Source organism: Streptomyces beigongshangae, assembly GCF_019710745.1.
Classification (GTDB): Bacteria; Actinomycetota; Actinomycetes; order Streptomycetales; family Streptomycetaceae; genus Streptomyces; species Streptomyces beigongshangae.
In genome coordinates this window covers 1-23,818 of sequence record NZ_JAHKJW010000087.1, presented here as the reverse complement: position 1 = coordinate 23,818, position 23,818 = coordinate 1, and the positions used below count along the sequence as shown (strand labels likewise).

Genomic DNA, 23,818 nt, shown 5'->3' with positions numbered 1-23,818 from the left:
ACGTGGCGGGGGTGTTCTCGCTGGAGGACGCCTGCACGCTGGTGGCCGCCCGCGCCCAGCTGATGCAGGAACTGCCCGCCGGGGGCGCGATGGTGGCTGTCCAGGCGACCGAGGCCGAGGTCGCCCCGCGGCTGACGGAAGGGTCGTCGGTGGCCGCGGTCAACGGTCCGGATTCCGTGGTGGTCGCGGGTCCCGAGGCCGAGGTGACGGCGCTGGCGGCCGAGTTCGTGGCCGAGGGCCGCAAGACGCAGCGGCTGTCCGTCAGCCACGCCTTCCACTCGGCGCTGATGGAGCCGATGCTCGACGCCTTCCGCGAGGTCGCGCGGACCCTGGCGTACACGGAGCCGCGCATCCCGGTCGTCTCCAACGTGACGGGTGCTGTCGCGGAGCCCGGACAGCTGAGCAGCCCCGACTACTGGGTGGAGCACGTCCGCGCGACCGTCCGCTTCGCCGACGGGGTGCGCGCCCTGGCCGACGCCGGAGCCGACGCCTTCCTGGAGGTCGGCCCCGGCGGCGTCCTGACCGCCCTCGCGCGGCAGACCCTCGATGCCCGCGACGGCGCCACGGACACCGTCGCGGCGCCCGCCCTGCGGGCCCGCCGGCCGGAGCAGCACGCCCTGCTGGCCGGCCTCGCCGAACTGCACGTCGCCGGTGTACGCGTCGACTGGGCCGCCTGGTTCGAGGGCACCGGCGCCCGCCGCACCGACCTGCCCACCTACGCCTGGCAGCACCGCCGTTACTGGCCCCGCCCCCTGGCCCACGCCGCGGACATCACCGGCGCCGGCCTCACCCCGGCCGAGCACCCGCTCCTCGGTGCCGCGGTCTCCCTCGCCGGCTCCGAGGGCGTCCTGCTCACCGGGCGCGTCGGCCTGCGCACGCACCCGTGGCTGGCCGACCACACCATGGGCGGCCTGGTCCTCTTCCCCGCCACCGGCTTCCTGGAGCTCGCCGTCCGCGCGGGCGACCAGGCCGGCTGCGGCCGCGTGCAGGAACTCCTCCTCACCACCCCCCTCGCCCTCGACCCGAAGGGCTCCGTCGCCGTCCAGGTCCGGGTGGGAACCCCCGACGCCTCCGGCGGACGCCCGCTCGGCATCCACTCCCGGCCCGTGGACGCCGCCGACGACGAGCCCTGGACCCAGCACGCCACCGGCGTCCTGGTCCCCGGCGAGCACTCCGTCCCCTTCGACGCCGGTTCCTGGCCGCCCGCCGACGCCGAACCCGTCGACCTCACCGGCTTCTACGAGCGCACCGAGTACGGACCCGCCTTCCAGGGACTGAGCGCCGCCTGGACACGCGGCGACGAGGTCTTCGCCGAACTGGAACTGCCCGGCCGCGCCGACGACGCCGCCCTCTTCGGACTGCACCCCGCCCTGCTCACCGCCGCCCTGCACGCGGTGGAGTACGTCGACCTCAAGGACGCCGACCAGGGGCTCCTCCCGTTCTCCTGGTCCGGCGTCACCCTGCACGCCTCCGGCGCCGCCCGGCTGCGGGTGCACCTCGTCAAGGCCGGCGAGGACACCGTCTCCATCGCGGCCGCCGACACCGCCGGCCGGCCCGTCCTGTCCGTCGAGTCCCTGGCCCTGCGGCCCTCGTCGGCCGCCCGCCTCCTCGGCCCCGGCGCCGCCGACCGCGCCTCTCTGCTCCGGCTGGACTGGGTCCCCGCCGAGCCGGGCCCCGCGCCCGCCGCCACCGGCCCCCGCGTCGCCCTCGGCACCGATCCGTTCGGCACCGGCACCACCCTCGCCTCGCTCTCCGAGGTCACCGAGGACGGCACCCTGGTCCTGGTGCCCGTCGCCGGTGGCGGCGACGATCCGGTCACCGCCACCCATGAAGGCACCCGCGCGGCCCTCGCCCTCCTCCAGGAGTGGCTGGGCGCCCCGCGGCCCGCCGGCTCCCGGCTCGTCCTCGTCGCCCGCGCCGCGGTGGCCGCCCGGCCGGGGGACCCGGCCCCCGACCCCGCCGCCGCCGCGGTGTGGGGCCTGGCCCGCACCGCCCAGACCGAGCAACCCGGTGTCCTCACCCTCGTCGACCTGGAACCCGGCGCCCCGCTGCCCCTGGACGACGTCCTGGCCGCCGACGAACCCCAGAACGCCGTGCGCGACGGACAGGTCCTCGTCGGACGCCTCGCCCCGCTGCCCCCGTCCGGTGACCCGGACGGACCCGGGCACCCCGACGTCTTCGGCGGCGCCCGCGGCGGCACCGTCCTCGTCACCGGCGGCACCGGCACCCTCGGCGCCGTCACCGCCCGCCACCTCGTCACCCGGCACGGCGTCACCCGGCTCCTGCTGGTGGGCCGGCGCGGTCCGGACGCCCCGGGCGCGGACGCCCTGCGCGCCGAACTGGAGGAGCTCGGCGCCCACGTCACCCTCGCCGCCTGCGACGTCGCCGACCGCGACGCCCTGGCCGCGCTGCTCGACACCGTCCCCGCCGAGCACCCCCTCACCGGCGTCGTGCACACGGCGGGCGTCCTGGACGACGCCGTGGTCACCTCGCTCACCCCCGAACGCCTCGCCGCCGTCCTGCGGCCCAAGACGGACGCGGCCTGGCACCTGCACGAGCTGACCCGCGACCTCGACCTCGACGCCTTCGTCCTCTACTCCTCCATCTCGGGCGTCACCGCCCGCGCCGGACAGGCCAACTACGTCGCCGCCAACCAGTTCCTCGACACCCTCGCCCAGCACCGCGCCGCCCAGGGCCTGCCCGCCCTGTCCGTCGCCTGGGGCGCCTGGGGCGTCGACGACGGCATGGCGGGCGACCTCCTCACCGAGGCCGGCCGGCAGCGCATCCGCTCCAGCGGCGTCGACACCCTGCCCGTCCACCGGGCCCTGGAACTCCTCGACACCGCCCTGGGACTCGGCGAACCCCTGGTGGTCGCCACCGCCCTGGCGACGCCTCCCGGCATCGTGCGCGCCGAGGACGTACCGCCGCTCATGCGCGGCCTGGTCCGGGCCCCCCGCCGCAGCGCCTCCGCCGCCGCACCGGCCCGTGCCGTCGAACCGGCGTCCTTCCGCGAGACCTTCGGCTCCCTCGGCCCCGCCGAGCAGGAGACCGCGCTGCTGGACCTCGTCCTCACCTGCTCCGCGGAACTCCTCGGCCACACCGACGTCTCCGACGTCGACCCCGACCGCGGCTTCCTCGAACTCGGCTTCGACTCCCTGATCGGCATCGAACTGCGCCGCAGGCTCAGCGAGGCCACCGGGCTCCAGCTCCCCGCGAGCATCGTCTACGACAGCGGCTCCCCGAGCGGTCTCACCGCCTGGCTGCGCACCGAACTCGGCGCCCAGGGCGCCGCCGCCCCGCAGGGCGGCGCCGGCCGGGGGCCCGCCGAGAACGACTCGATGGAACGCCTCTTCCTCGACGGCCTCGCCCAGGGCAAGCTCCGGGAGGCCCAGCGCATGCTGGCCACCGTCGCCGCGCTGCGCCCCTCCTTCGAGGTCACCGCCGAACTGGAGGACCTGCCCTGGCCGGTGACCCTCGCCGAGGGCCCCGCCCCGTCCCGGCTGGTCTGCGTCAGCGCACCCACCGCCAACGGCGGCGTCCACCAGTACGCCACCCTCTCCGGCCACTTCCGCGGCAGGCGGGACGTCGCCGCCCTGCCCCTCGTCGGCTTCAACACCGGCGAGGCCCTGCCCGCCCACCCCGAGGCGGCCGCCCGCGTCATCGCCGAGAGCACCCTCCAGGCCGCCGACGGCAAGCCCTTCGTCCTCGTCGGCCACTCCTCGGGCGGCTCCCTCGCCTACGCGGCGGCCGGCGTCCTGGAGAGCACGTGGGGCATCCGCCCCGAAGCGGTCGTCCTCCTCGACACCCTCAGCATCCAGCACAACAGTGACGAGGGCGTCGACTACAACGGCATGATGAAGTTCAACTTCACCGCCGTGGACGACTCCCCGGTGCGCCTCACCAACTCCCGGCTGTCCGCCATGGGCCGCTGGATGGTGCTGCTCAACGCCCTCGACGTGCACCCCACCACCGCACCCGTCCTGGAGATCAAGTGCACCCGGGCGCTCATCGAGGGCGTCCCCGCCCCCGACCCCGAGCACCTGCACGAACCGGTCGTGCCCGGCGCCGCCGTCCGCCCCCTGGACGCCGACCACCTCTCCCTCATCCGCGAGGACTCCGGCCCCGCGGCCGACATCATGGAGGAGTGGCTCACCGCTCTGGAGACCGCCACGGGCACCGGTCCGGAGACCGCCACGGCCGCCGCCGGCGCCGCCACCGCCGTGGTCGGCTGACGTCCGCTCCACACCCGCAAGGCCCCGGCCCCGTGGACAGCCACGGGGCCGGGGCCTTCCGGCTCCCCTCTTCATCCTTTAGGGAAACCCGCAGTCCATGACGGTCAGACTGGCTCCCGGACCGGGCCGGACCATCGACCCGGACCGGACATGCCGGACGGGCCCCGCGCCCGCCGGCATTCACCAGCAGGATCGGGGCGTGGAATCCGGAAACCGCCGCTCTCCGCGTTCTACGTGTGTGCGTTGTCGGTCATTCCGGATTCCCATGGAGAGGTGGGCACCTGATGTCGTCGAACGAGGACAAGCTCCGCGCGTACCTCAAGCGCGCCGTGGCGGACCTCCAAGAGGCCCGGCAGCAGCTCAGCGAGGCCGAGAACCGGGACCGCGAGCCCGTCGCCGTCGTCGCCATGGCCTGCCGCTACCCCGGCGGCGTGCGCTCTCCGGAGGACCTGTGGGAGCTGGCCAGGGACGGCGTGGACGCCATCTCGGCGTTCCCCGCCAACCGCGGCTGGGACCTCGACCACCTGTTCCACCCCGACCCCGCCCACCACGGCACCACCTACGCGCGCGAGGGCGGCTTCCTGCACGAGGCCGGCGAGTTCGACCCGGCCNCGACCCCGCCCACCACGGCACCACCTACGCGCGCGAGGGCGGCTTCCTGCACGAGGCCGGCGAGTTCGACCCGGCCTTCTTCGGGATCTCCCCGCGCGAGGCCCTCGCGATGGACCCGCAGCAGCGCCTCCTCCTGGAGACCTCCTGGGAGGCCCTGGAACGCGGCGGGATCGTGCCCGACACCCTGACCGGCAGCACCACCGGCGTCTTCGTCGGCACCGGCCACGGCGACTACGACGGCGCCTCCCGCGGACGACAGGAAGAGGTCGCCGGACACCTCCTCACCGGCAACACGGTCGCCGTCGCCTCCGGCCGCCTGTCCTACACGTACGGCTTCGAGGGTCCCGCCGTCACGGTCGACACCGCCTGCTCGTCCTCGCTCGTGGCGCTGCACCTGGCCGTGCGGTCCCTGCGCCAGGGGGAGTGCTCCCTGGCGCTCGCCGGCGGTGCCACGGTCATGTCGACACCGAAGATGTTCACCGAGTTCTCCCGGCAGCGCGGGCTGGCCGCCGACGGCCGCTGCAAGGCATTCGCCGCAGCCGCCGACGGGACCGCCTGGTCGGAGGGCGTCGGCCTGATCCTGCTGGAGCGGCTGTCCGACGCCCGCCGCAACGGCCACCCCGTCCTCGCCGTGATCCGCGGCTCCGCCATCAACCAGGACGGCGCCAGCAACGGCCTCACCGCCCCCAACGGGCCCTCCCAGCAGCGCCTCATCCGCCAGGCCCTCATCGACTCCGGCCTCACCTCCGCCGAGGTCGACGTGGTGGAGGCGCACGGCACCGGCACGACCCTCGGCGACCCCATCGAGGCACAGGCCCTGCTCGCCACCTACGGCCGCGACCGCGGGGACGGGCACCCGCTGCTGCTGGGCTCGCTGAAGTCGAACACCGGTCACACCCAGGCCGCGTCCGGCGTCGCCGGCGTCATCAAGATGGTGCAGGCCATGCGGCACGGCACCCTGCCCAAGAGCCTCCACATCGACGCGCCCACCCCGCACGCCGACTGGGCGGACGGCGGCGTCGAACTGCTCACCGAGCACACCCCCTGGCCGGAGACCGGCCGTCCGCGCCGCGCCGCCGTGTCCTCCTTCGGCGTCAGCGGCACCAACGCCCACCTGGTGCTGGAGCAGGCCCCGGCCGAGGACACCCCCGGGACCTCCGGCGCGGAGACTCCGGCTGCCCCGTCGTGGCTGCCGTGGGTGGTGTCGGGCAAGTCGCGTGCGGCGGTGGGGGAGCAGGCCGCGCGGCTGGCGGAGACGGTGCGCCGGTCCGGTGCGCCCGTGCTGGACGTGGCGCATTCGCTGGCGGTGACGCGCGTGGCGATGGACCACCGCGCGGCGGTCGTCGGCCGGGACACCGGGGAACTGCTCGCGGGACTGGACGCCCTGGCAGCCGGCGAGCCCTCCGCCCGGGTGGTGGAGGGTGTCGCCGGCGAGGGCTCGGGGGGCGTGGCCTTCGTCTTCCCCGGGCAGGGCTCGCAGTGGACCGGCATGGCGGTCGAACTCCTCGCCACGAGCCCGGTGTTCGCTTCCCGTGTCACCGAGTGCGCGGAGGCTCTCGCCCCGTTCGTCGACTGGTCCCTGCCGGACGTCCTCAACGGTGCCGAGGGGGCGGCGTCGCTGGAGCGCGTGGACGTCGTCCAGCCCGCGCTGTGGGCGGTGATGGTCTCGCTGGCCGAGGTGTGGCGTTCACAGGGCGTGGAGCCCGCCGCTGTCGTGGGGCACTCACAGGGCGAGATCGCCGCCGCGGTGGTGGCGGGCGGCCTGTCGCTGGAGGACGGCGCGCGGGTGGTGGCGCTGCGTTCGCAGGCGCTGCGCGCGCTGTCGGGGCTGGGCGGCATGGTGTCGGTGGCGCGCGGTGCGGACGAGGTCCGCGAACTGCTGGCGGGCTACGAGGGCCGCATCGGTGTGGCGGCGGTCAACGGCCCGTCGTCGGTGGTGGTGTCCGGGGACGCGGACGCCCTCGACGAGTTCGTGACCGCGTGCGACGAGGCCGGGGTACGGGCCCGCCGGGTCGCGGTGGACTACGCCTCGCACTCGGTGCACGTGGAGCGCATCGAGGAGGAGCTGGCGCGGCTGCTGGCCCCGGTGACGCCGCGCTCGTGCGGGGTGCCGTTCTACTCGACGGTCTCGGGCGAGCCGATCGACACCGAAGGGCTGGACGGCTCGTACTGGTACCGCAACCTGCGCGGGACGGTGGAGTTCGAGGCGGCCACGCGTGCGCTGCTGGCGGACGGCTTCCAGGTGTTCGTGGAGGTCAGCGCGCATCCGGTGGTGGCCACCGGGGTGCAGGAGACCATCGAGGACGCCGGGGTGCGCGCCGGAGTGGTGGGCACCCTGCGCCGCGACGAGGGCGGCCTGGAGCGGCTCGCCCTCTCCCTGGGCGAGGCGTGGGCGCTGGGCGCCGGCGTCGACTGGGACACCTGCTACGGCACGTACCACGAGGGCGTCCGGCCGCGCCGCGTCGACCTGCCCACCTACCCCTTCCGCCGTGAGTGGTACTGGCTGACGCCCGCCGAGTCGGCCGCCGCCGTGTCCACCGGGGACGCCGCCGACGGCGACTTCTGGTCGGCCGTCGAGAGCGGTGACATCACCCGGCTCTCCGCCGTCCTGGAGGTCACCGGCGACGACGTGGAGGCATTCGGCACCCTGCTGCCCGCACTCGCCTCATGGCGCCGTCGCCGTACCCTGCGCTCGACCCTGGACGGCTGGCGCTACCGCGTCTCCTGGACCACCCTGACCGGTGCCGACGGCACCGTCCCGGCCGGCCGCTGGCCGGCCCTCGTCCCCGCGGGGCACGCCGACGACCCGTGGGTGGCCGACGTGCTCGGCGCCCTCACCGCCCGCGGCCTGCGGGTCGAGCGCCACGACCTCACCGGCGACGAGGACACCGCCGCCCTCGCCGCCCTGCTCGCCCAGGGCACGGGCGACGGTCCGGACGCCGGGCGCGACGAGCCCGCCGGGGTGCTGTCGCTGCTCGCGCTCGACGAGCGCCCCCACCCCGACCACCCCGCCGTGCCGCGCGGCCTCGCCGCCGCCAAGGACCTGGTGCACGCCCTCTCCGGCACCGGGGCCCGGGTGTGGGCACTGACCCGCGGCGCCGTCTCGGTCGACAGCCGTGACCCGCTGACCTCGCCCGTGCAGGCCGAGACCTGGGGTTTCGGCCGCGCCGTCGCCCTCGAACTGCCCGACACCTGGGGCGGCCTGGCCGATCTGCCCGTCGAGCCCGACGCCCGGACCCTCGCCCGGCTGGCCGCCCTCCTCGGCGGCGACGAGGACCAGATCGCCGTACGGCCCTCCGGCGCGTACGCCCGCCGGCTGGCCCGTATGCCGCTCCCCGAGCCGTCCGCGGTCACCGACGGTCCGGTGACCGCGGACTTCGAGGGCGCCCCGGAGGCCGCGGAGGACGGCGTCGCGGGCACCGCCGGCCCCACGGACACCCCCACCTCCGCGGACACCGCCGTCCGGTCCGGTGACGACGACGGGATCGGCGGCTGGGGCGCGCACGACACCGTCCTGATCACCGGCGGCACCGGCGCGCTCGGCGCCCACGTGGCCCGCTCGCTGGCCGCCTCCGGCGCCCGGCACCTGGTCCTCACCAGCCGCCGCGGCCCGGACGCGCCCGGCGTGCCCGAACTGGTGGAGGAGCTGACCGCCCTCGGCACCCGGGTCACCGTCGCCGACTGCGACGTCGCGGACCGCGACCAGCTCGCCCGCCTCCTGGACGGCCTCCCCGCCGGACTGCCCCTCACCGGCGTCGTGCACGCCGCCGGTGTCCTCGACGACGGTGTCCTCGACTCCCTCACCCTGGACCGCTTCGAGGCCGTCCTGCGCCCGAAGACCGCCGGCACCGCCCACCTGCACGAGCTGACCCGCGACCACCCGGTCACCATGTTCGTGCTGTTCTCGTCGATCGTCGGCGTCCTCGGCAACGCCGGACAGGCCAACTACGCCGCCGCCAACGCCTACCTGGACGCCGTCGCCGAGCAGCGGCGCGCCGGGGGCCTGCCCGTCACCTCCGTGGCCTGGGGCCCGTGGGCCGACGCCGGCATGGCGACCGCGGACGTGCTCACCGACCGGATGAGCCACGACGGCCTGGCCCCCATGGCCCCGGAGACCGCCGTCGCCGCGCTGCGCGCCGCCGTCGCCGAAGGCGCCCCGCACGCCACCGTCGTCGACGTGGACTGGCGCTCGTACGCCGCCGTCATGACGGCGGCCCGGCCCAGCCCGCTGGTCGGGGACCTGCCGGAGGTCCGCCGCGCCCTGGAGGCGGCCGCCGCCGCGGCGCCCGACACCCACGCCCTGCGCGACCGGCTGCGCGGACTCGCGCCCGCCGAGCAGGACCGCCTGCTCACCGACCTGGTCCGGGCCGAGGTCGCCACCGCCCTGCGCTACTCCTCGCCCGACGCGGTCGACGTCCACCGCGCGTTCAAGGACCTGGGCTTCGACTCGCTGACCGCCGTGGAGGTCCGCAACCGGATCACCACCGCCACCGACGTCAAGCTCCCCACCACCCTGCTCTTCGACTACCCGAACACCACCGCGGTCGCCGCGCACCTGCGGTCCCTGCTGCTCGGCGACGACCGCCCCGCCGCCGCGCTCGCCGTGGTCCCCGCCGGTGTCACCGACGAGCCGATGGCCGTCGTCGCGATGGCCTGCCGCTTCCCGGGCGGGGTCACCACGCCCGAGGAGCTGTGGGACCTCATGGCGGCCGAGCTGGACGCCGTGTCCACGCCGCCCGAGGACCGCGGCTGGGACCTCGACGCCCTGTACGACCCGGACCCCGAGCGGCACGGCACCACGTACAGCCGCGAGGGCGGCTTCATCCAGGACGTCGCGGGATTCGACCCGGCGTTCTTCGGGATCTCCCCGCGCGAGGCCCTCGCGATGGACCCGCAGCAGCGCCTCCTCCTGGAGACCTCCTGGGAGACCTTCGAACGCGCCGGCATCGACCCGGGGACCCTGCGCAACAGCGCCACCGGCGTCTTCGTCGGCAGCATCACCACCGACTACCAGGTCCGGCTCGGCGGCGCCGCCGCCCAGGAGCAGCTCGCCGGCCACCTGATGACCGGCAACGCCTCCAGCATCGCCTCCGGCCGCCTGTCCTACACGTACGGCTTCGAGGGCCCCGCCGTCACCATGGACACCGGCTGCTCCTCCTCCATGGTCGCCCTGCACCTGGCACTCCAGTCGCTGCGCACCGGCGAGTGCACCATGGCGCTGGCCGGCGGCGTCACCGTCATGTCCACCCCCGAGCCGTACGTGGAGTTCTCCCGGCAGCGCGGGCTGGCCGCCGACGGCCGCTGCAAGGCATTCGCCGAGGGCGCGGACGGCATGGGCTTCGCCGAGGGCGTCGGCCTGGTGCTCCTGGAGCGGCTGTCGGACGCCCGCCGCAACGGTCACCCCGTGCTGGCCGTGGTCCGCGGCTCCGCCCTCAACCAGGACGGCGCCTCCAACGGCCTGACCGCCCCCAACGGCCCCTCCCAGCAGCGCGTCATCCGCCAGGCCCTGGCCAACGCGGGCCTGACGCCCGCCGAGGTCGACGTGGTCGAGGCGCACGGCACCGGCACCCCGCTGGGCGACCCCATCGAGGCCCAGGCGATCCTCGCCACCTACGGCCAGGACCGCGACCCCGGACAGCCCCTCCTGCTGGGCTCGCTGAAGTCGAACATCGGCCACACCCAGGCCGCCGCCGGCGTCGCCGGCATGATGAAGATGATCCTGGCGATGCGGCACGGCACCCTGCCCAGGAGCCTGCACATCACCAACCCGACCCCCGTCGTCGACTGGTCGAGCGGCGCCGTCCGCCTCACCACCGAGGCCACGCCCTGGCCGGAGACCGGCCGCCCCCGTCGCGCGGGCGTCTCCTCCTTCGGCATCAGCGGCACCAACGGCCACCTCATCCTGGAGGAGGCCCCGGCGCCCGACCCGGAGCCGGCCGGGGAGGCGGCGCCGGCCGAGGGGACGGTGCCGGCCGCCGAGGACGGCTGGTGGCCGTGGATGCTGTCGGCCAGGTCCCGTGAGGCCCTGGGCGAGCAGGCCGCGCGACTGGCCGCCGCCGTGCGCTCCTCGGACGCGCCGGTGCTGGACGTGGCGCACTCGCTGGTGACCACCCGCGTGGCCATGGACCACCGCGCCGTGGTCGTCGGCCGGGACACCGGGGAACTGCTCGCGGGGCTGGACGCCCTGGCGGCCGGTGAGCCCTCCGCCCGGGTGGTGGAGGGCGTCGCGGGCGAGGGCCCGGGCGGTGTGGTGTTCGTCTTCCCGGGCCAGGGTTCGCAGTGGGCCGGCATGGCGGTCGAACTCCTGGCGTCCTCACCGGTGTTCGCGTCGCGGATCGCGGAGTGCGCGGCGGCGCTGGAGCCGTTCGTCGACTGGTCGCTGCCGGACGTCCTGAAGGGCACGGAGGGTGCGGCGTCGCTGGAGCGCGTCGACGTCGTCCAGCCCGCGCTGTGGGCGGTGATGGTGTCCCTCGCCGAGGTGTGGCGGTCCCGGGGCGTGGAGCCCGCCGCGGTGCTGGGGCACTCGCAGGGTGAGATCGCCGCCGCGGTGGTGGCCGGTGGGCTGTCGCTGCAGGACGGCGCGCGGGTGGTGGCGCTGCGGTCGCGTGCGCTGCGCGCACTGTCCGGGCTGGGCGGCATGGTGTCGGTCGCGCGGGGCGTGGCGGAGGTGCGCGCCCTGCTGGACGGCTTCGACGGCCGGATCGGCGTCGCCGCCGTCAACGGGCCGTCGTCGGTCGTCGTCTCCGGCGACGCCGACGCCCTGGACGAGTTCCTGGCCCGGTGCGGGCAGGCCGGTGTCCGGGCGCGCAGGGTGGCCGTGGACTACGCCTCGCACTCGGCGCACGTCGAGCGGATCGAGGAGGAGCTCGCGGAACTGCTGGCCCCGGTCGCCGGACGGTCCTGCGCGGTGCCGTTCTACTCCACCGTCTCCGGGGCGGTGATCGACACCGCCGGACTGGACGGCGGCTACTGGTACCGCAACCTGCGCGGGACGGTGGAGTTCGAGGCGGCGACGCGTGCGCTGCTGGCCGACGGCTTCCACGTCTTCGTCGAGGTGAGCGCGCACCCGGTCGTCGCGACCGGGGTGCAGGAGACCATCGAGGACGCGGGCGCGCACGCCGGTGTGGTCGGCACGCTGCGCCGCGACGAGGGTGGCCCGGAGCGCTTCGCCCTCTCCCTGGGCGAGGCGTGGGCACTGGGCGCCGGCGTCGACTGGGCCACGTACTACGAGGGCACCCGGCCCCGCCGCGTCGACCTCCCCACGTACGCCTTCCAGCGGCAGCACTACTGGCCGCGCTTCGCCGACCTCGGCGGGGACGTGACCTCCGCCGGTCTCGACTCGCCCGACCACCCGATGCTCGGCGCCTCCGTCGAACTGGCCGGCGGCGACGGCCTGGTGGCCACCGCGCGCTGGTCGCTGCGCACCCACCCCTGGCTCGCCGACCACGCCGTGTCCGGCACCGTCATCGTGCCCGGCACCGCGCTCGTGGAGTCCGTGATCCGCGCCGGTGACGCCCTCGGCTGCGGCCAGGTCGACGAACTCACCCTCCAGGCCCCCGTCGTCCTCCAGGAGCGGGGCGAGGTCCAGGTGCAGATCGCGGTCGGCGAGCCCGACGCGTCCGGCCGCCGCCCCGTCACCGTCCACACCCGGTCCGCCGGGTCCGACGGCCACGCCGAGGACCTGTGGACGCTGCGCGCCCAGGGCACCCTCGGCCGGCCCGGCGAGCCCGCCGTGGACCGGCCCGAGGACTTCACCGTGTGGCCGCCGCGCGGTGCCACCGCCGTCGCCGCCGAGGGCTTCTACGACCTCCTCGCGGGCCGCGGCTACGAGTTCGGGCCCGTCTTCCAGGGCGTCCGCGCCACCTGGAACCGCGGCGACGACATGTTCGCCGAGGTCGTCCTGCCCGAGCAGGTCCGCGGCGACGCCGGACGGTTCGGCATCCACCCCGCGCTCCTCGACGCCGCCCTGCACGCGGCCCACCTCGCCCCGGGCGGCGACGACCGCGTGGTCGTGCCGTTCGCCTGGTCCGGGGTGTCGCTGCACGCCGCCGGCGCCACCGCGCTGCGGGTGCGGGTCTCACCGGCCGGCCAGGACGCCGTCACCGTCCACATGACCGACCCGACCGGGGCGCCGGTCGCCGTCATCGGGTCCCTCGCCGTGCGCGAGGTCGCCGCCGAGACCCTCGACCCGTCGGCCCGCGCCGCCCGCGACTGGCTGTTCCGCCTCGACTGGGTCCCCGTCACCCCGCCCGCCGCCGTACCCACCGTCACCGGCCTCGCCGTCCTCGGCACGCCGGACGCTCCGGTCGACGCGCCCGGCGGCGGCACCCCGCTGCCCGCCTTCGGCACCCTCGCCGAGCTGACCGGGCACGGCGACGCCGCCGGACGGCTCCCGGACGCCGTGCTGCTGTTCGCCGGAGGCCCGGCGGCGGTGGACGCCCAGGACGCGGACACCCAGGACGCGGACACTCAGGACGCGGACACTCAGGACGCGGACGCCCAGGACGTCCCCGACGCCGTCCTCGACGACGTGCTCGCCACCGTCCAGGGCTGGCTCGCGGACGACCGCACCGACGGCACCCCGCTGGTCGTCGTCACCCGCGGCGCCGTCGCCACCGGGTCCGGCGACCCCGCCCACGACCTGCCCGGCGCCGCCGTCTGGGGTCTGGTGCGCTCCGCCCAGTCCCAGCACCCCGGCCGCCTCGTCCTCGTCGACCTCGACGTCCACGACGACTCCTGGCAGGCCCTGCCCGGCGCGCTCGCCACCGGCGAACCGCAGCTCGCCGTCCGCCAGGGCGACCTGTACGCCCCGCGCCTGGCCCGGCCCCGCACCGCCGACGTCCTCACCGTGCCGTCCGGCGCCGAAGCCTGGCGCCTGGACATCCCGCAGAAGGGTTCCGTCGACCAGCTCGACCTCGTCGCCTGCCCCGGGATCACGGACGAGCCGGCCGCCGGACAGGTGCTGATCGAGGTGCGGGCCGCCGGACTCAACTTCCGCGACGTGCTCAACACCCTCGGCATGTACCCCGGCCCCGCCGTCCTCCTGGGCGCCGAGGCCGCCGGCGTGGTCACCGCCGTCGGCGAGGGCGTCACGGACCTCGCCCCCGGCGACCGCGTCATGGGCCTGGTCTCGGGCGGCTTCGCCACCCACGCCGTGGCCGACGCCCGCATGGTCGCCCCCGTGCCCGACGGCTGGACCTGGACCCAGGCCGCCTCCGTCCCCGTCGCCTTCCTCACCGCCTACTACGGCCTGCGCGACCTCGCCCGCCTCGAAGCCGGGGAGTCCGTCCTCGTGCACGCCGCGGCCGGCGGCGTCGGCATGGCCGCCGTCCAGCTCGCCCGCCACTGGGGCGCCGAGGTGTACGGCACCGCGGGCGACCACAAGCGCACCCTGCTGCGCGCCGACGGCTGGGACGACGGCCACCTCGCCTCCTCCCGCACCCTCGACTTCGAGGACCGCTTCCGCACCGCCGGCGGGGGCCGCGGCGTCGACGTCGTCCTCAACTCCCTGGCCGGCGAGTTCGTCGACGCCTCACTGCGGCTCCTCGCCCCCGGCGGACGCCTCGTCGAGATGGGCAAGACCGACGTCCGCGACCCCGAACAGGTCGTCCGCGACCACCCGGCCGTCGCCCTCTACCAGGCGTACGAACTCCGCGAGGCGGGCGAGGACCGCATCCAGGAGATGTTCCGCGACCTGACGGACCTCTTCGCCTCCGGCGCCCTGCGCCCGCTGCCCACCGTCACCTGGGACGTACGCCACTCCCGCGAGGCATTCCGCCACATGGCGCAGGCCAAGCACTACGGCAAGATCGTCCTCACCCTGCCGCGCGCCTGGGACCCCGAGGGCACCGTCCTGATCACCGGCGGCGCGGGCGTCCTCGGCGGCATCCTGGCCCGCCACCTCGTCACCCGGCACGGCATGCGGCACCTGGTCCTCACCGGCCGCCGCGGCGCCGACACCCCGGGCGCCGCCGCACTCCGCACCGAACTGGAGGAACTGGGCGCCCGCGTCACCCTCGCCGCCTGCGACGCCGCCGACGCCGACGCGCTCGCCGCGGTCCTCGCCGCCGTGCCCGCCGAGCACCCGCTCACCGCGGTCGTGCACGCCGCCGGCGTCCTCGACGACGGCGTCCTGGAGTCCCTCACCCCCGACCGGCTGCGCACCGTCCTGGCCCCGAAGGCCGACGCCGCCCGCCACCTGGACCGCCTCACCCGCGACCTCGACCTCGCGGACCTGGTGCTGTTCTCCGCGGGCGCCGGCGTCTTCGGCAACGCCGGACAGGCCAACTACGCCGCCGCCAACACCTACCTCGACGCGCTCGCCCACCGGCGCCGCGCCGAGGGCCTGCCCACCACCTCCCTGTCCTGGGGACTGTGGGCCGACACCAGCTCCCTGACCGGCCACCTCGACGACACCGACCTCGCCCGGGTGCGCCGCTCCGGCGTCCTGCCGCTGTCCGCCGCCGACGGCACGGCCCTCTTCGACGCCGCCCTCGCCGAGCAGCGCCCACACCTCGTGCCGGTCCGTCTGGACACCGGACAGCTGCGCGCCTCCGGCGGCGAGATCCCGCACCTGCTGCGCTCCCTGTACCGGGGCCCGGTCCGGCGCACCGCCGACGCGGGCGCCGCCACCGGCACCGACGGACTGCGGCTGCGCCTGGCGGGTCTGTCCGCCGACGACCGGCTCGGCGCCCTGCGCGACCTGGTCGGCACCCACGCGGCGGCCGTCCTCGGCCACGCCGACCCGGACCAGCTGCACGCCGGCCGTGCCTTCCGCGACCTCGGCTTCGACTCGCTGACCGCCGTCGAACTGCGCAACCGGCTGAACGGCGCCACCGGACTGCGGCTGCCCGCCACCCTCGTCTTCGACCACCCGACCGTCGAGGAACTCGCCGCCTTCCTGGACGGCGAACTCTCCGACGGCATCCCGGCCGCGATGCCCGCCGCCCCCGCACCGGCCCCCGCCGCGCACGGCGACGACGAGGTCTTCGCCGTCGTCGGCATGGCCTGCCGTCTGCCCGGCGGCGTCCGGTCCCCCGAGGACCTGTGGCGCCTGCTCGCCGACGGCGCCGATGCCATCGCGCCCTTCCCCGGCGACCGCGGCTGGGACCTCGACCGGCTCTACGACGCCGTACCCGAGCACGAGGGCAGCTCCCGCACCCGCGAGGGCGGCTTCCTGCACGACGTGGCCGACTTCGACGCCGACTTCTTCGGCATCTCCCCGCGCGAGGCCCTGGCCATGGACCCGCAGCAGCGGCTCCTCCTGGAGACCTCCTGGGAGGTCTTCGAACGGGCCGGCATCGACCCCCGTTCCGTACGCGGCAGCCGTACCGGCGTCTTCGCGGGCCTGTCCTCCAGCGACTACCTCAAGCGCGTGGCCCGCGTCCCCGACGAGATCGCCGGGTACGTCAACAACGGCAACGCCAACAGCATCGTCTCCGGCCGCGTCGCCTACACCCTGGGCCTGGAGGGCCCGGCCGTCACCGTCGACACCGCCTGCTCCTCCTCCCTGGTCGCCCTGCACATGGCGCTCCAGGCACTGCGGCGCGGCGAGTGCACCATGGCCCTGGCCGGCGGCGTCACCGTGATGTCCTCGCCCGAGATCATCGTGGACTTCTCCCGCCAGCGCGGCCTGGCCGCCGACGGCCGCTGCAAGCCCTTCGCCGCCGCGGCCGACGGCACCGGCTTCTCCGAGGGCGTCGGCCTGATCCTGGTCGAGCGGCTCTCCGACGCCCGCCGCAACGGCCACCAGGTGCTGGCCCTGATCCGTGGCTCCGCCGTCAACCAGGACGGCGCGAGCAACGGCCTCAGCGCCCCCAACGGCCCCGCCCAGCAGCGCGTCATCCGCCAGGCCCTCGCCGACGCGGGCGTCGACGCCCGCGAGGTCGACGCCGTCGAGGCGCACGGCACCGGCACCCGGCTCGGCGACCCCATCGAGGCCCAGGCCCTGCTGGCCACGTACGGCCAGGGCCGGGACGGCGCCCACCCGCTGCTGCTCGGCTCCGTCAAGTCCAACCTGGGCCACACCCAGGCCGCCGCGGGCGTCGCCGGTGTGATGAAGATGGTGCTCGCGCTGCGGCACGGGACGCTGCCCAGGAGCCTGCACATCGACGCGCCCACCCCGCACGTGGACTGGGCCGGCGACGGCGTCCGGCTGCTGACCGAGGCCGTCGACTGGCCCGAGGCCGGGCACCCCCGCCGGGCCGCGGTCTCCTCCTTCGGCATCAGCGGCACCAACGCCCACGTCATCCTGGAGGAGGCCCCGGCCGACGCCCCTGCCGTCCAGGACACCCCTGCCGTCCAGGACGCTCCGGAGGCCGACGGTACGTCCGCCCTCACCGAGGGGACCGCGCCCCGGCCCTGGATCCTGTCCGCCCGCAGCGAGGCGGCCCTGCGCGGCCAGGCCAAGGCGCTCCTGGCGCACCTGGACGCCCACCCCGCGCTCGCACCGGCCGACGTCGCCCACTCCCTGGTGACCCGCCGCGCCCTGCTGGAGAAGAGGGCGGTCGTCGTCGGCACCGCCATGGGGGACTTCCGCGCCGGCCTGGCCTCCCTCGCCGACGGCAGCCCCTCCGCGTCCGTCGTCAGCGGCGGCCGGGGCGCCGGCCGCGACCGCCGGGTCGTCCTGGTCTTCCCCGGCCAGGGCACCCAGTGGGAGGGCATGGGCGCCGAACTCCTCGACGCCTCCCCGGTCTTCGCCGACCGCATCGCGGCCTGCGAGACCGCCCTCGCCCCGCACGTCGACTGGTCGCTCACCGAGGTGCTGCGCCGCTCCGAAGGCGCCCCCTCGCTCGACCGGGTCGACGTCGCCCAGCCCGCCCTGTGGGCCGTGATGGTCGCCCTCGCCGAGGTGTGGCGCGCCCACGGCCTCAAGCCCGCCGCCGTCCTCGGCCACTCCCAGGGAGAGATCGCCGCGGCGGCCGTCAGCGGAGCGCTCTCCCTCGCCGACGCCGCCGAGGTCGTCGCCGTGCGCAGCCTCGCCATCGCCCGCGAACTGTCCGGGCACGGCGGCATGGTGGCCGTCGCCGCCCCGCACGAGCAGGTGACCGCCCTCCTCACCGACCTGCCCGGCGTCTGCGTCGCCGCCGTCAACGGACCCTCCTCCGTGGTGGTGTCCGGCGACCCCGACGGCCTCGACACCCTCCTCGCCGCCTGCGAGGAGCAGGAGGTGCGCGCCCGCCGCGTCCCCGTCGACTACGCCTCCCACTCGGCGCACGTCGACCGGCTCGCCGAGAGCCTGCCCGCCGCCCTGGCCGGCGTCGAAGCCCGCGACGGCGACATCCCGTTCTTCTCCACCGTCACCGCCGACTGGCAGCCCGGCACCGGCCTCGACGCCGCCTACTGGCACCGCAACCTGCGCGGCACCGTCCGCCTGGAGGACTCCCTGCGGGCCCTCCTCGCCCAGGGCCACGACGTGTTCGTCGAGTGCAGCCCGCACCCGGTGCTCACCGTCGGCATCGAGGACACCGCCGCCTCCGCCGGAGCCGAAGCCGTCGTCCTCGGCTCGCTGCGCCGCGACGACGGCGGCGCCACCCGCGTCCTGACCGCGCTCGCCGCCGCCCACGTGGCCGGGGTGCCCGTCGACTGGCGGCCCGCCGTCGCCCAGGGACGCCCCGTCGACCTGCCGACCTACGCCTTCCAGCGCGAGCGGTACTGGCTGGACGCGACCGGGGCCCAGGCCGACCCGGCCGGCCTCGACACCGCGGTGCGGCTCGCCGACGGCGGGGCCGTCCTCAGTGGTTCGCTCTCCCTCGCCGCCCAGCCCTGGCTGGACGCCCACCGCACGCACGGCACCGCCGTCGTCCCCGCCACCGCGCTGCTCGACTGGGCGGTACGGGCAGGCGACGAGACCGGCCTGCCCCACGTCGCGGAACTCGACGAGCACGCACCGGTCGTCGTCCCCGACCGGGGCCGCGTCGAGATCCAGCTCACCGTCTCCGCGGACAGCGGGCCGGGAGAAAGCGCGGGTTCGGCGGCGGGTACGACCGCGGGGGACACCGCCGGTCGTGCCTTCACCGTCCACTCCCGCATCCTGGCCCCCGGCACCGGCACCGGCACCGACACCGGTACGGGCGACGGTGCCCCCTGGACCCGTAACGCCACCGGTGTCCTCGCCGCACGGCCCGCCGCGCCCGCCCCGGCGGGACAGGACACCCGGCAGCCCGCCGACGCGCCCGACACCGCCGACACCGCCGACACCGCCGACACCGCCGACATCGACGAGGCGTACGACCTGCTGCACCGCGCCGGGCTCGACCTGGACGCCCCGTTCCACGCGGTACGGGCCCTGCGGCGCTCCGGCGGCACGGTCGTGGCCGACGTCGAGCTGCCCGCGAGCGCCCACGCCGACGCCGCCCGCTTCCGCGTCCACCCGGCGCTCCTGCAGGACGTGCTCGCCCTGGCCGCGACGACCGGGGACACCGGCGTACCGGTCCTGCCCGCAGCCTGGCGGGACGTCACCGTGCACGCCACCGGCGCCACCCGGCTCCGGATCCGGCTGACCTCCGGCGGCGACGGCGACTGGACGGTCGACGCCCACGACACCACCGGCGCCCCCGTCCTCACCGGCACCGCCACGACCCGGCCGGCCGGCCCGGACCGGCTCCCGACGGCCCCCGGCCCCGACGCCCTGCACCGCGTCACCTGGACCCCGTGGACCGACGGCACCCGCGACGGGGCGCCGGAACACATCGGTCCCTGGGCGGTCCTCGGCACCCCCGGACGGCTCACCGCCGCCCTGGAGCGGGCCGGCGCCACCGTCCAGGTCCACGCCGACCTCGCGGCCCTCACCGCGGCCCTCGACAGCGGCGAGGCCGAACAGCCCGCCCTGGTCGTCACCGCCCACAGCCACGACACCGGCCACGGGACAGGACAAGGCACCGGTCACGGGACCGGCCACGGGGCCGGTCACGGCAGCGGCGGCGACCCGGCCGCCGCCGCGCACACCTCCGCGCGGCGCGCCCTCGCCCTGGCCACCGACTGGCTGCGCGACCCCCGCCACACCGGCACCCGGCTCCTCGTCGTCACCGAGGGCGCCGTCGCCACCGGCCCGGACGACACCGTCCCCGGCCTCGCCGACGCCACCGCCTGGGGCCTGCTGCGCTCCGCGCAGACCGAACACCCCGGACGCTTCCTCCTCGCCGACCTCGACCCGGCCGCACCGGCCGCACCGGCCGCACCGGTCGCACCGGGCAGTCCGGACCTCTCGGCCGACGCCCTGATCGCCGCCGTGACCGTGGCGGCGGACAGCGGCGAGAACCAGTTCGCGGTACGGGCGGGCACCGTCACCGTGCCGCGCCTGGTCCGCGCCGACCACCCCGACGGCGCCCCCGGACCCGCCACCACCGCCCCCTGGGGCGACGGCACCGGCTCCGGCACCGTCCTGGTCACCGGCGGCACCGGCGTCCTCGGCGCCCTCGTCGCCCGCCACCTGGTCACCCGCCACGGCGTACGGCACCTGCTGCTCACCGGCCGCCGCGGACCCGACGCCCCCGGCGCGGACGCCCTGCGCGAGGAACTCGCCGCGCTCGGGGCCGAGACCGAGATCGTCGCCTGCGACGCCGCCGACCGCGGGCAGCTGGCCCGCGTCCTCGGCGCCGTACCGGCCGAACACCCCCTGACCGCGGTCGTCCACGCGGCGGGAGTCCTCGACGACGGACTGCTGGACACCCTCACGGCGGACCGTGTGGACCACGTCCTGCGGCCCAAGGCGGACGCCGCCTGGCACCTGCACGAACTCACCCGGGACACCAAGCTCTCCGCGTTCGTGCTGTTCTCCTCCTACTCCGGTGTCGCCGGCGGGCCCGGCCAGGCCAACTACGCCGCGGCCAACGCCTTCCTGGACGCCCTCGCCCAGTACCGGCGCGCCCGCGGCCTCACCGCGCACTCCCTCGCCTGGGGCTTCTGGGAGGACCGCAGCGCACTCACCGGAGCCCTCGGCGACGCCGACCTGGCCCGTCTGGCCCGCTCCGGCATCCGTCCCCTGACCGCCGACCAGGGCCTCGGCCTCCTCGACACGGCCACCCTCCTGGACACCGCGCAGCTGGTTCCGGTACGGCTCGACGCCCGCGCCCTGCGGGCCGACGAGGCACCCCCGCTGCTGCGCGCCCTCGCCCGCCCGGCGACCCGCCGTACCGCCGCCTCCGGTACGGGCACCGGTACCGGTACGGGCGCCGGCGGCGACGGCCCGGCGGACTTCCGGCAGCGACTGGCCGGCCTCGACGGACCCCAGCAGCAGGCACTGCTGCACCGGATCGTCCTCGGGCACGTCGCCGCCGTCCTCGGCCACGCCTCCGCCGAGTCCCTCGACGCGGGCCGCGGCTTCCTCGACCTCGGCATGTCCTCACTGACCGCGGTCGAACTCCGCAACCGGCTCAACGCCGAGACCGGACTGACCCTGCCCACCACCCTGATCTTCGACCACCCGGACCCGGCAGCCCTCGTCCAGCACCTGCGCACCGAACTGGGCACGGACACCGGCGCACCGGAGCAGCCCGTCTTCGCGGAACTGGCCGTCCTCGAAGCCGCCGTCGGCGGCGCCGAACTCGACGACCAGGACCGCGCCCACCTGGCCCAGCGCCTCAAGGCCCTCCAGTGGAAGCTCGACTCCACCCAGGACGGCGCCGAGCGCGACGACGACTCCGACCTCGACACCTCCACGGACGACGAGATGTTCGACCTGATCGACAACGAACTAGGGCTCGCCTAGCCGCGGCATCCGCCGGCGCGCGCCACGAGCGCACCGGCGGACACAGCCCCGCCCCCGATCCGGCCACCGCGTCCTTCTCGAACTCAGAGGATCCACCCCATGGCAAGCTCCGAAGACAAGCTCCGCGACTACCTCAAGAAGGTCACCGCAGACCTGCGCCGCACGCGGCAGCGGCTGGAGTCTGTCGAGGCACGGGAGAGCGAGCCCATCGCCGTCATCGGCATGGCCTGCCGCTTCCCCGGCGGCGTCCGCTCCCCGGAGGACCTGTGGCGGCTGGTCGCCGAGGGCACCGACGCCGTCGGCCCGCTGCCCGAGGACCGCGGCTGGGACCTGGACTCCCTCTACGACCCCGACCCGGGCACCCCCGGCAAGAGCTACGTCCGCGAGGGCGGCTTCCTCGACGGCGCCGCCGACTTCGACGCCGACCTGTTCGGCATCGCCCCCCGCGAGGCCCTCGCCATGGACCCCCAGCAGCGGCTCCTCCTGGAGACCGCCTGGGAGGCCGTCGAGCGCGCCCGCATCAGTCCCGCCTCCCTCCGCAACACCGACACCGGCGTCTTCGTCGGCGGCGCCGACACCAACTTCGGCTCCCTCGCCCGCACCGCCGAGGAGACCGAGGGCCACAACCTCACCGGCGGCGCCATGAGCGTCCTGTCCGGCCGCATCTCCTACACCCTGGGCCTGGAGGGCCCGGCGGTCACCGTCGACACCGCCTGCTCCTCCTCCCTGGTCGCCCTGCACCTGGCGGTCCGCGCCCTGCGCTCCGGCGAGTGCTCCCTGGCCCTCACCGGCGGCGTCGCCATGATGCCGACCACCGAGCTGTTCACCGAGTTCTCCCGCCAGCGCGGCCTGGCCGCCGACGGCCGCTGCAAGCCCTTCGCCGAAGCCGCCGACGGCACCTCCTGGGGCGAGGGCGTCGGCGTCCTCCTCGTCGAACGCCTCTCCGACGCCCGCCGCAACGGCCACCCGGTGCTCGCCGTCGTCCGCGGCTCCGCCGTCAACCAGGACGGCGCCAGCAGTCGCCTCACGGCCCCCCACGGCCCCTCCCAGCGACGCGTCATCGAGGCGGCCCTCGCCGACGCCCGCCTCGCCCCCGACCAGGTGGACGCCGTCGAGGCACACGGCACCGGCACCACCCTGGGCGACCCCATCGAGGCCCAGGCCCTCCTCGCCACCTACGGGCGCAACCGGCCCGACGGCCGTCCGCTGCGCCTGGGCGGCATCAAGTCGAACATCGGCCACGCCCAGGCCGCCGCCGGCGTGGCGGGCGTCATCAAGATGGTCATGGCGATGCGGCACGGCCTGCTGCCCGCCACCCTCCACGTCGACACCCCCACCTCGCACGTCGACTGGAGCACCGGCTCCGTCGAACTCCTCACCGAGGCCGTCGACTGGCCCGAGGCCGGGCACCCCCGCCGGGCCGGCGTCTCCGCCTTCGGCATCAGCGGCACCAACGCCCACGTCCTGCTGGAACAGGCCACTCCCGAGACCTCCGGCACCGGCGACGCCGACGACACCGCCCCCACCGAGGGCGGTGCGCCCGCCGGCACCCCGGCCGTGACCGACCCGGCCGTCACCCCCTGGCTCCTGTCCGCCCGCTCGGAGACCGCGCTGCGCGCCCAGGCCGCCAAGCTCCTGGCCCACCTCGGGACCATCCCGAACACCGGCGACGGCGCCTCCGCGCCCCGCCCCGCCGACATCGCCCTCTCCCTCGCCACCAGCCGCGCCGCGCTCCCGCACCGCGCGGTGGTCCTGGCCACCGACCCCGCGACCGCCGAGGCGGCCCTCACCGCCCTCGCCGCCGCCGAGCCCCACCCCGCCGTCCTGGAGGACGGCGTCCGCGGCGGTTCCACGGCGTTCCTGTTCTCGGGTCAGGGTTCGCAGCGGTTGGGGATGGGGCGTGAGTTGTATGCGCGTTTCCCGGTGTTCGCGGAGTCCTTCGACGCGGTGTGCGCGGGGTTGGACGGGCACCTGGAGCGTTCGCTGCGGGATGTGGTGTGGGGTGAGGACGAGTCGGTTCTCAACGGCACGGCATATGCGCAGGCGGGTCTGTTCGCCGTCGAGGTGGCGTTGTTCCGGCTGGTGGAGTCGTGGGGTGTGCGGCCGGAGTTCGTGGCCGGGCACTCCATCGGTGAGGTGGCTGCGGCCCATGTCGCCGGGGTGCTCTCGCTGGGTGATGCGTGCGCTCTGGTCGCCGCGCGTGGTCAGCTGATGCAGGCGCTGCCCGAGGGTGGTGCGATGGTGGCGGTGGAGGCCACCGAGGTGG

4 protein-coding genes are annotated in these 23,818 nt (G+C 76.1%); all 4 read left to right on the top strand.

The genetic code is table 11. The annotated features are described in order from the left end of the window. A partial coding sequence (locus KM933_RS36055) for an SDR family NAD(P)-dependent oxidoreductase (protein WP_221360878.1) occupies positions 1-4,232 on the top strand: 4,232 nt, incomplete at its 5' end. A gap of 284 nt (positions 4,233-4,516) precedes the next feature. Further along, entirely contained in the window at positions 4,517-5,032 is a 516-nt protein-coding gene (locus KM933_RS40795) for a beta-ketoacyl synthase N-terminal-like domain-containing protein (RefSeq protein WP_430727418.1), read from the top strand. Further along, complete coding sequence (locus KM933_RS36050; RefSeq protein WP_430727417.1) at positions 4,954-21,552, top strand: SDR family NAD(P)-dependent oxidoreductase; 16,599 nt, start codon at positions 4,954-4,956, stop codon at positions 21,550-21,552. Before KM933_RS40795 ends, KM933_RS36050 begins: the two co-directional genes overlap by 79 nt. Positions 21,553-21,651: 99 nt before the next feature. After that, positions 21,652-23,818, top strand: a 2,167-nt coding sequence (locus KM933_RS36045) for a type I polyketide synthase (RefSeq protein ID WP_221360876.1), incomplete at its 3' end; no start/stop codon positions are given.